Genomic DNA, 10558 nt, shown 5'->3' on the forward strand with positions numbered 1-10558 from the left:
GGGGTGGGGTAAGGGACTACGCAGCAACTCAAATAACTTAACCATCACCATCTACGCAGTAAGATAAAGGTGGCGAGTTAATTCAGATGTAAATTACATGAATTGGTGGCAACAATTAAAGCAAAATGGACTAGCAAAAGCGGGCGCGATCGTTCTAATCTTGATGTATCTGTCGGTGATTGCTGCCGAATTTGTGGCTCCGTACGATCCTTATGTATCTCAAGATGATGGCTCATTGCTACCACCAACCGCCATCCACTGGACGGATCCCCAAGGTAACTGGGGCGCATACGTTTATCCTACCACCCAGGGTCGCACAGATATTAATACAGGCGATCGCTTACTCAAAACCGACACTACCAAGCCATCTCCCATTAACTTATTCGTACGCGGCGATAGCTATAAGTTATTCACCGTAAGTATTCCTCTAATTCCCAAATTCGATCCGGCGACTAGTAAGAAAAGCAAAGGTAAAGCCCCAATTGTCAAAACTAAAACCGATGCTCAAGAGCTGAAAATTTTTGAAGGGATTCCCTGCGATTGGCACTTATTTGGAACTACAGGCGCGGGAAAATTAAATCTACTCGGTACCGACGAACAGGGGCGAGATCAATTCAGTCGGATCGTCTATGGGGGTAGAATCAGCCTATTCATCGGTCTAATTGGCGTTTTGATATCTTTTCCCATTGGGATGATTTTAGGTGGGATATCGGGCTATTTTGGCGGCTGGATCGATGCAGTCATTATGCGAGTTGCTGAAGTTTTAATGACTTTGCCGAGTCTTTATCTATTAGTTGCGCTAGCTTCGGTATTACCCGATCGCGTTAGCAGTTCTCAACGCTTTTTATTAATTATTATTATTACCTCGTTTATTAGTTGGGCGGGACTAGCGCGAGTGATTCGCGGTCAGGTACTATCGATTAAGGAACGAGAATTCGTCCAAGCAGCCCGCGCGATGGGTGCTAAACCTTTATACATTATTCTCCGCCATGTAATTCCCCAAACGGCGACTTATGCAATTATTTCGGCAACTCTAGCTATTCCGAGTTTTATTGTCTCAGAGTCGGTTTTGAGTTTAATTGGGTTGGGAATCCAACCGCCAGATCCATCGTGGGGTAATTTACTTTCGGTGGCAACTAATACCTCGATTCTCATTTTCCAACCCTGGTTAATTTGGCCGCCAGCATTATTAATCATCCTCACGGTTTTAGCTTTTAATCTGCTCGGCGATGGTTTACGCGATGCTCTCGATCCTCGCAACCTCCAAAGATCTTCGACTAAAGTGGAAATTAAAGAGTAGCAGTCTAGTAAATTATGATGCCTAAAAACTTTCGACTAGTTACCATTCCTGTCAGCCACTACAGCGAAAAAGCCCGGTGGGGATTAGATTATTTACAAATTCCTTTTAAAGAATTGGCACACATGCCACCATTCCATCGGGGGGCTACTAAAAAGTATGGCGGAACTAGCGTTCCGGTATTAATAACAGATACAGGTGCGGCGACTGATTCTACCGATATATTACGATATTTAGATAGACTTTATCCCGAACGATTATATCCGATCGATCCACAATTACAGTTGCTCGGCACAGAGCTAGAAATACTATTTAATAACACCTTAGGAGTACATACTCGCCGCTGGGGATATTCTTATGTTCTCACCCCTGAGTTACTCTATCCCCGATGGACACTTGGTGTACCATTTTGGGAGAAATTATTATTTCCAGTTATCTTTCCGAAAGTAGGTGCGATTCTCAAGCAGAACTTGGATATTACCGCCACATCAGGGGCAGAATCTTACCGAGAAATTAAAGGTGTATTCGATCGAGTCGATCGGATCTTAGCAGATGGACGTAAGTATTTACTCGGCGATCGATTTTCAGCGATCGACATTACTTTTGCTGCACTAGCCGCACCGATCCTTCAGCCCCCAGAACACCATATTTCGCCCGCTCCGCTGGAGTCTTTACCTCCTCAGATGTCAACTGATATTCGCACTGCTCAAGGCACCTCAGCGGGCAAATTTGGGCTGCGGATGTATGCAGAACATCGACGTAATTCGGTAAAATCTAATGCGATCGCGAATCTGAGCAGTTAGGTTGGAATAATATTACCCGATCGAACTTGGAGAATTTGTGATGAGTTTAACCATTTGGCATCGAACGCACCGAGATGGGTAGTCGTAATTAATGTCTGAAAGCGATCTTCAATGACACTAAGCAGTTGATTCTGACGGTTTAAATCGAGTTCGGCTAAGACATCATCGAGGAGTAATAATGGTGGCTCACCGACGATTTGTTCGATTAATTCTAGCTCGGCTAATTTAAGTGCTAAAACGAGGGTGCGCTGTTGCCCTTGCGATCCGTAAGCTTTAGCTGGAGTATCATTAATTGTAAGTTCGATTTCGTCGCGATGGGGGCCGACTAATGTATTACCTAAACTTTGTTCGGCAATAAAACGTAGCTGCAATCGATCGCTAAATGCCTGATAGATCGATTCGGGTGTGTTTTCTAAAGCGTTGATGTTAGGCGTATAATTAATTTTAAGACTTTCAGTGTTTTTACTAATTTTAGTATGCCAGGTACTCGCAATTGGTGTCAACCTGTCGATAATTCGCATCCGTCGCCGAATTACTTTAGTACCAGTGATAATCAACTGATGATTCCAAGATTCTAATTCTGCGGAATCTAACGATCTTTGCTCTGCCTGTTTGAGCAAACTATTACGCTGCTTTAATATTCGCTGGTATTCATGTAAAATATGTGCGTAAACTGGCTCAATCTGAAATAATAAGGCATCGATCCAATGGCGGCGAGTTTCTGGGTTACCCCGAACTAAATCTAGATCTAGTGCAGAAAATTCAACAGCATTCAATATTCCTAGAAAATCGAGTTGTCGTTTGAGATTTTCGCGGTTGACAATTGCCGTTCGTCTACCTTTATCTCTTAATAATAAAGCCAAATCGATCTCGCCATGCTTGCGCGTTAATCGAGCGGTAATTTTACTCTCCGTTTCTCCTGTCAGTACTAAATCCCGATCTCGCGTGACTCGATGGCTTTTAAGTGTAGATAGTAATTCTACTGCTTCTAATAGGTTAGATTTACCCTGGGCATTATCTCCGAGTAAAATAGTTTTAGGGGCAGAAAAAACAATTTCCTGTTCCTGATAGTTCCGAAAATTACGCAGATGAAGACGATTTAAAAACACGAGATTGATGAGATGGGGGATTGGGGAGCAAGGAGCGAAAAGACAAATCTTTTCGGGTAGGTTGGGTTGCAGTTCGGCTATACTTCGGCTGTCGCTCAGTACACGCTCATCAACCAGAATGAAACCCAACCTACCAATCTTCGTTTGAGGTTGAATTACCCCCCAACCCCCCCCTTATAAAGGGGGGCTTTGCTCCCTCCCCTTTATAAGGGGAGGGCTGGGGTGGGGTAAAGGACTATGCATCATTCACCTTTTTACCAACTGCGGAAATTTCTTGCATAAAGCAGTAAATAATGGCGATGGTTTACTCTCTTGCAATCTATCTCCCTGTTGCCAATTAAATCGATTCCATAAAAATGGAGCCTCTTTCTCTGATGCCAACCATAATAACTTTTTGGCTCTAGTAATCGCCACATATAATAATCGCAGATCTTCGCCTTGTTTGAGATAATTTGCCAGATTCCACGCATCTTTAGGTGTCGGTAAAGATTGGTGATGTAAATGAGCGCGAATTTTGGCGCGGGCTACTTCTGCTAAACTAAAATCGCCTAAAAATTTAGCACCTTGCGGAGTCCATAATTGTCCAGGGATGCGATCGTTTAAAAAGGGAATAAACACATAATCCCAGTCTAACCCCTTCGCCTTGTGCATGGTAATAATCGTCACTTGTCCCGAAGCTGTATAGCGAGATTCCGAACCATCGTCGATATTTTCAAAGCCTTCGGTGGTGACAATTTCTTGCAGCACTTCGATCGTACTATAAATCGAGCTGCGTCCGTACGTTTGCATCGAAATCCGATCGGCTAATTTATCTGCTGTGGCTAATTCGTTGGCTTGATAGTTCAATCGATCGCTTAAATAACTAATCAGTCGATCGGGTGGTAAGCTCAATCTAGCGCGTAATAATTCACAGCACAAATTTCGCGCTCTTAATACTGTCTCTGTCTGCGGAGTTTCGAGAATACTCGGATACAGAAACCGTTCGGGGAATACTGCTAGTGCATCGAGGTCTTGTGCGTCGATTAATTTGCGATTTAATAAGATTTTGAGTACGGATTTAAGGTATTCTGGTGAATGCGGTCGCGTCATAAATTGCATTAACGCCAGAATTTCGCCAGGAATTTTAGAAGTTCGATCTCCTTCCCCAGCTTCAAATATTTTAATGCCGGGATGCAAGCGTTTCCAATCTGATAATCGATCGAATATGAATTTTGCCTGTCGATTTTCACGGACTAAAATTGCCGCATTTGCTCCAGGATTGGCTTTAAATAACGGTGTCAATTTTTGCTCGATCGATCGAACAGATTCATAGATATCGATCGGTACATGTAATTCTACCCCATTATCTTGGGCGAGTGGATTGGGTTGTGCGTCTCCAGGCGATACCGGACGAATAGTTTGTAGCCAAAATACAGACTCGGTATGAGAGTCTGGTTGGCTGGCTCCCTCAGCCGTAGCCGCAGGTGGCTGGAGCAATTCATTCCCCCAATCGAGCACAAAATTGGCAGCATCCATAATTATCTGCGTACTGCGTCCGGCTTGCTCCATCTTTTCCAGCCGCGAAGTTTTATCTACATTGACAATCTCGCTACACTCCTGACAGAACTCCCGAAAATACCGAGGATCGGCAGGGGTAAAGGTAGAATTAATCGCTTGATTGGGGTCTCCCACCCGAATGAGATTGGGTGGAAGTTCGGGTGAATTAGGAATACCTGCTAATTGACGCAATAATCTTTCTTGAAGGGGACTAGAATCTTGTGCCTCATCTTCAAATACCGCATAAACCTGCTGCTGCCACAATCGTCGCGCGGCGGGGTCTTGCATCACCCGCAGTGCCCCCACAATCATCTCATCGTAGTCTGAATAACTTTTACTAATTAGCAGCTCTTGGTAAGCCTCGTAGAGTCCAGCCCCAATGCTCAAAATATCATACCGATCCTCGTTCCGAGGGGCTGCGCCAACGGGATATAATTTGGCAATCTCCCACAAATCTGCTGGCGATAAGCCCGAACTTTTAGCTTCGCGGACGGCGGTAAATGCCAAGCTGGGTAATATTTCCGTCCGTAATGCCGACTGACGGCGCAATCGCTCTGTCTCTTCACCATCGAAGCTCTCGCCTAGTAAAAGCTGGCGGTAACTATTCGGGTACCGACTCAACCAACTTTGAACGGTCTCTTCAATCAGTTTATGATTGACAGATGGCATCACCAGAGTGCGGTCTGTTAAATCTAATTTCGATAGCTCTGGATGCTTGCTAGCAATACTCAGTGCCAAACTATGGATTGTATTCACGCTATACCCGATTGGCGGTAAGCCCAATTCTTTCAGACAATTCTTAATTTTATCCTTAATATTCGCTGCTGCCGATCGAGTCAGGGTGACAATTACTAACTGATGCCGTTGATGCAATTTTTGGTTGGCGATAGTAATCGCGGCGGCTACCGCCATACTGTGCGATTTCCCCGCTCCAGGCACTGCCGATACAGCCAAAAGTCCCCCTCGCCAATCTGCTAATGTCCGCTGTCCCAGCCGCAATCCCGACCGCCAGCGGGCGATAATTTCAGCTTGAGATTGAGTAATGTTGTCCGAATGGAGCGCAGATAAGGTGGGCATGGCTAAATAACCTGAGTTCGGGATAAGGAAAATCGATTTGCTTCGCTCAAACACCGCCCTGAAATGAATTTGCGGATGCATTTTCGGACGGGTTCCCCGTCCATGAAAATGCACCAAGCAGGGGCTAATAGCAAAAGTTCACTGAAGTGAACTAATCAATTTGGCAGTTCTCTTTAGAGAACTTGAGCTATTAGCCCGAACTTCCAGTTCAGTGCGGTGCCGAAACAAAGCTAGGAATCATGGATTGGAAATCCTTAACCCTTCGGCACAGCCTCTCCCACAAGAGAAACTCACGTTAAATACGAAATCCTGCTATGGAAGTTAGGGAATAGATGATGGACGACCTTATCTTTAAGCTTAATAGAAATAGGGTGCGAGCAACCTCACACCCTATTTCTATGTTATCGATTAAATTGACTCAATCTAACTAGTGTAAAGACCTAAGTCTTAACGAGTGCGATTAGTAGTAGTACCAGTCAATAACTTAGAACCCACATTCCCTTCTTCACTTCTAGCCGTCTGAGACGAGTAGTAGTAATGATTGTAACGGCTCTGCTTGTCGAGATCGACACCATTGAGTACCATTCCCAACACTTTGAGCTTGGACTGGTTGACAATTTCTTGAGCGTAATCGACAGACTCCTTATCGGCAATACCCGGACGCAGGACGAATACCAGTCCGCCTGCTTGAGTGCCTAAAATTGCCGCATCCGCAGCTACAGTTAATGGTGGTGCGTCGATAATTACCAAACCATAATCTTGCGACCACTGACCGATGAGCGTACTCATTTGGACTGAATCGATGAGGATGACTGGGTTGGGAGGTACGACACCAGCAGTCATTAGATACAGGTTGGGCTGGATTTCATGAGTAGCGGCTTTTTGGTCGCACTGTCCGCTGAGAACGTTACTGAGTCCTTCGTAGTTGCTTTGTCTCCAGATCAGATGTTGAGCGGGTTTCCGCATATCTGCATCGACCAGCAGGACTTTTTTGCCGAGTTCGGCGACTGCGAGGGCGAGGTTGGCTGCAACTGTCGATTTACCTTCTCCAGCTTGGGAGCTAGATACGACGACTACTTTGAGGCTATCATCGGCGTTCAAGAATTGCAGGTTAGTTTGCAACATCCGGAAGGATTCACCCTCGATGCCAGTGGTCATCCCTGTTAACACCAGTTGACCTGGAGTTCTGGGACTACCTTTACCGAGTTTGGGTAATTGACGCATTTTTTCAAATACGGGAATTTGTCCCAAGATGGGGTAACCAGGTAGTAAGTTTTTGGCTTCTTCGGATGTTTTGATCCGTTTGTCGGTACCATCGAGCAAGAAGGCTGTCGCCGCACCTAAGAATAGACCCAAGAAACCGCCGATGGCAATGTTTTGGGCTTTTTTGGGCGAGAGAGCTTCTTGGGGTAACTCAGCATGGGTTTGAATTCTAGAGTTACCGAGGGTTTGGTTTTCGGCAATCTCGATTTCTTGAAGTTTGCTCAAGAGTGTCTTGTAGTTAGTCCGCGTGGTTTCGACTTTGCGTCCGAGGGCGTTTTGCTGTTGCTCTAGTTTTGGCAGTGCGTTCATTCGTTGCTTGTAGGCATCGACGACGTATACCAGTGCGGAAATCTGTTTTTGTAAGCTCGTCCGTTGCGCTTCGCTCTTGGCAAAATCCGCAATTAGGTTACCCTGAATCCCCGATGGTTGGAGTTCGACGATTTTACCTTGGAACTGTTTGTCGCCAACTAAGCTTTGTTTGAACCGTTTTTGCAGGATTTCAACCAAGGCTTGACGCTTCTCTTTGAGGTTGAGAATGCTCGGATCGTTATCGCTAAAACGAGTTTTTTCGATCGCAATTTTAGCTTCAATTTCTTGCAGTTCTTTGAGGGATTTCTGCAATCCTGGCGACTCACTCACCAGTCCAGATTGAATGGTAGCTTGAGCGTCTCTACCGCCAAATAATGCCTTGAGTCCTTCTAATCTAGAGGTTTCGGCGGCTAGTTGGGCAGAAGCAGAAGTGATTTCTTTGTTGAGGTTAGTGATCGTTTCGACTGCTTTGACAGATTCTGTCGGTAAATCGACAACATTATACTGCTCTTTAAATAATCGCAGATCGTTCTCTGATGCTTTAACTTCACCTTCGATTCTGGGCAGTTCTTGAGCCACGAATTTACGTGCGGCTTCGGCTTCCCGACGTTGGTTCTTCTGGTCGTCACGGATATAAACTTCCATGATTTTCTCGACCACATCTCGTGCCAATTCCTTGCTAGGATCTTGGAATGTGACTTCAAGAATATCGGTATTTTTAATGCTGCTAACTTTGAGTTGTTGAACGAAAGTGTCAGATTTGGCGATAAACTTTTCTAGACGCTTGCGTTCGGGTCTATTCTTATATTTACCTTCGCTGAGTTCTTTAAGTACACCATTAATTGTGGTTAGCGACTTGAGAATTTCTGCTTGAGTGTTGACGGGCGTACTCCCGGTTAAACCATCTAATTCCCCAACCCCTCCGCCAGCAGCATTGGTGGCACTACTCAACAAGGCACTAGTCCTATTAGTCTTTTTAAGGATAACCTGTCCTTTGGATTGGAATATTTCTACTTGCTGAAGAGTCCAAAACGTCACTAACGCAGTAGTAAGGGCCAAAACTAGGGAAGCAGGTAGCCAACGACGTTTGAGTACTAGCCAATATTGTGCAATTTCATCCATAATGCTTTATGCGGGTGACTGTGTGTATACTCCCTCATATTCTAACACTGCGACTTTAGCTACTCGTATCCGCATTTAAACGTAAATCAGCCCAGCTAAATCGACTAATTGAGTCGATCGATAACATCGATTAGTTGCAAATACTATCGAATTGCGTAATTAAAGGCAATGAGGATCTCCGTACTGAGACGATCGTTCTATACACTAGGGTGACAATGTTATATTTATTCAGTAAGAATGCTGGGATTGTGTCGATCTCTATTGCAGAAGGTTACTATTCGTGCTAGAAGAAAATTTACTAGATCGCGCTGCGATCGTTCCTACAGGTTCGGCTCATCTGGAACGGCGATTGCAAGAAATCCCCCCCGAACCTGGAGTTTACTTTATGCGAGATGCGACCGATCGCATCCTATATATCGGTAAGTCTAAAAAACTCCGCTCTCGCGTGCGTTCCTATTTTCGCGAAGCTAGCAATCATACGCCTCGGATTGCCATGATGGTGCGTCAGGTGGCAGACATCGAGTTTATCGTCACCGATAGCGAAGCCGAAGCCTTGGCTCTCGAAGCCAATCTGATCAAACAGCATCAGCCATATTTTAACGTCCTGCTCAAGGATGATAAAAAATATCCTTATATTGTCATCACTTGGTCGGAAGACTATCCCCGGATTTTTCTCACGCGCAATCGGCGGCTCGGTAAGGGTAAAGACAAATATTATGGGCCGTATACCGATGCCCATCTGCTTAGAAATGTACTATACACTATCAAGCGGACATTCCCACTCAGACAAAGACCCCAACCACTATTTAAAGATCGTCCGTGCCTGAACTACGATCTCGGTCGCTGTCCCGGCGTGTGCCAAAGCTTAATTGCGCCTGCTGAATATCGCCAAACCGTCGAAAAAGTAGCGATGATTTTTCAAGGGCGCACTGGCGAATTAATCGAAACCCTCACATCCCAAATGGACAAAGCCGCTGAGGAACTAGATTTCGAGCAAGCCGGACTAATTCGCGACAGGCTTAATAACCTCACCGCCCTTAATGCCGACCAAAAAGTCTCACTATCTGACGATACCATCTCTCGCGATGCGATCGCCCTAGCCGCCGATGCTAAAACCGCTTGCGTGCAACTATTTCAAATTCGGGCGGGTAAATTAGTTGGGAGATTGGGTTTTACCGCCCAAGTCCAATCGCTCACCGCAGATCTCGAAACTCCAGAGCCATCCCCCGCAGATTTAGGCGCGATCTTGCAAAGCGTCCTCGAAGCTCATTACCAAGCTGCCGACTCAGTAGAAATACCGACCGAAATTCTCGTCCAACATCCACTTCCCGAAGGTGAAATCTTAGCTAGTTATTTAAGCGATCGGAAAGGTCGGAAAGTAACCCTAGTTAACCCCCAGCGGCAGCTTAAAGCCGAGCTAATCGAGATGGTCGAGAAAAACGCCATTCACGAACTAGCACGCCTCCAACGCCAAACAGAGCGCAATGCCAACGCCCTCGAAGATCTCGCCGAAATTCTCGGCTTGCCCAAATTACCGCGTCGGATAGAAGGGTTCGATATTTCGCACATTCAAGGCTCCAATGCGGTAGCTTCCCAAGTTGTCTTTATCGATGGCTTACCCGCCAAGCAACACTATCGCCATTATAAAATCCAAAACCCTGAAATTACGATCGGACATTCCGATGATTATGCCAGTCATGCCGAGATTGCCAGACGGCGATTTCGCAAGTATGCAGGCGGTGTCAATACCCAAGATCCCGATTTTCCCAACGTCGTCTTAATCGATGGTGGTAAAGGTCAATTATCCGCCGTGATGAATGTTTTAGAGGATCTAAATTTAACCGATAAAATGTCGATTATCAGCCTTGCCAAACAACAAGAAGAAATATTCGTCCCCGGCGAAAGTTTACCACTACCCACCGAAGCCGACCAACCGGGCGTTCAACTGTTGCGGCGCGTGCGCGATGAATCGCACCGTTTTGCCATTACCTTCCACCGCCAACAGCGCAGCCAAAAACAAACCCGCTCCTATCTCGACGATG

The 10558-nt window shown here is 45.6% G+C and carries 6 protein-coding genes; 3 read left to right on the forward strand and 3 right to left on the reverse strand.

Annotation, left to right across the window (positions count from 1 at the left end; all coding sequences use genetic code 11):
• The first annotated feature begins 97 nt into the window (after nt 1–97).
• Entirely contained in the window at nt 98–1300 is a 1203-nt protein-coding gene (locus Q0R35_RS13210; protein ID WP_295618888.1) for an ABC transporter permease, read from the forward strand.
• 14 nt (nt 1301–1314) lie between these two features.
• Nucleotides 1315–2100 carry a glutathione S-transferase family protein gene (locus tag Q0R35_RS13215; RefSeq protein WP_295618891.1) on the forward strand — a complete coding sequence of 262 codons (786 nt, stop codon included), beginning with the start codon at nt 1315–1317 and terminating at the stop codon, nt 2098–2100.
• On the opposite strand, the gene recF is transcribed toward Q0R35_RS13215, so the two are convergent.
• The 3 genes from recF to Q0R35_RS13230 all read right to left on the reverse strand — a co-directional run bounded on the left by recF (nt 2097) and on the right by Q0R35_RS13230 (nt 8516).
• On the reverse strand, nt 2097–3209 hold the full coding sequence (gene recF / locus Q0R35_RS13220; RefSeq protein WP_295618894.1) for a DNA replication/repair protein RecF: 1113 nt from the start codon (nt 3207–3209) through the stop codon (nt 2097–2099). The genes Q0R35_RS13215 and recF overlap by 4 nt on opposite strands.
• Nucleotides 3210–3455: 246 nt before the next feature.
• Nucleotides 3456–5822 carry an ATP-dependent helicase gene (locus tag Q0R35_RS13225; RefSeq protein WP_295618897.1) on the reverse strand — a complete coding sequence of 789 codons (2367 nt, stop codon included), beginning with the start codon at nt 5820–5822 and terminating at the stop codon, nt 3456–3458.
• A 447-nt stretch (nt 5823–6269) separates the two neighbouring features.
• On the reverse strand, nt 6270–8516 hold the full coding sequence (locus tag Q0R35_RS13230) for a polysaccharide biosynthesis tyrosine autokinase (protein ID WP_295618901.1): 2247 nt from the start codon (nt 8514–8516) through the stop codon (nt 6270–6272).
• Nucleotides 8517–8796: 280 nt separating this feature from the next.
• Between Q0R35_RS13230 and uvrC the strand changes: the two genes are divergently transcribed.
• On the forward strand, nt 8797–10558 hold a 1762-nt coding region (gene uvrC, locus Q0R35_RS13235), incomplete at its 3' end, for an excinuclease ABC subunit UvrC (RefSeq protein WP_366944888.1).

It is taken from the genome of Chamaesiphon sp. GL140_3_metabinner_50 (assembly GCF_025361915.1).
In the GTDB taxonomy this organism is placed as follows: domain Bacteria; phylum Cyanobacteriota; class Cyanobacteriia; order Cyanobacteriales; family Chamaesiphonaceae; genus Chamaesiphon.

Coding starts and splice junctions, on each gene's coding strand:
- Q0R35_RS13210 (WP_295618888.1), top strand. CDS start 98: ATGAATTGGTGGCAACAATTAAAGCAAAATGGACTAGCAAAAGCGGGC.
- Q0R35_RS13215 (WP_295618891.1), top strand. CDS start 1,315: ATGATGCCTAAAAACTTTCGACTAGTTACCATTCCTGTCAGCCACTAC.
- Q0R35_RS13225 (WP_295618897.1), bottom strand. CDS start 5,822: ATGCCCACCTTATCTGCGCTCCATTCGGACAACATTACTCAATCTCAA.
- Q0R35_RS13230 (WP_295618901.1), bottom strand. CDS start 8,516: ATGGATGAAATTGCACAATATTGGCTAGTACTCAAACGTCGTTGGCTA.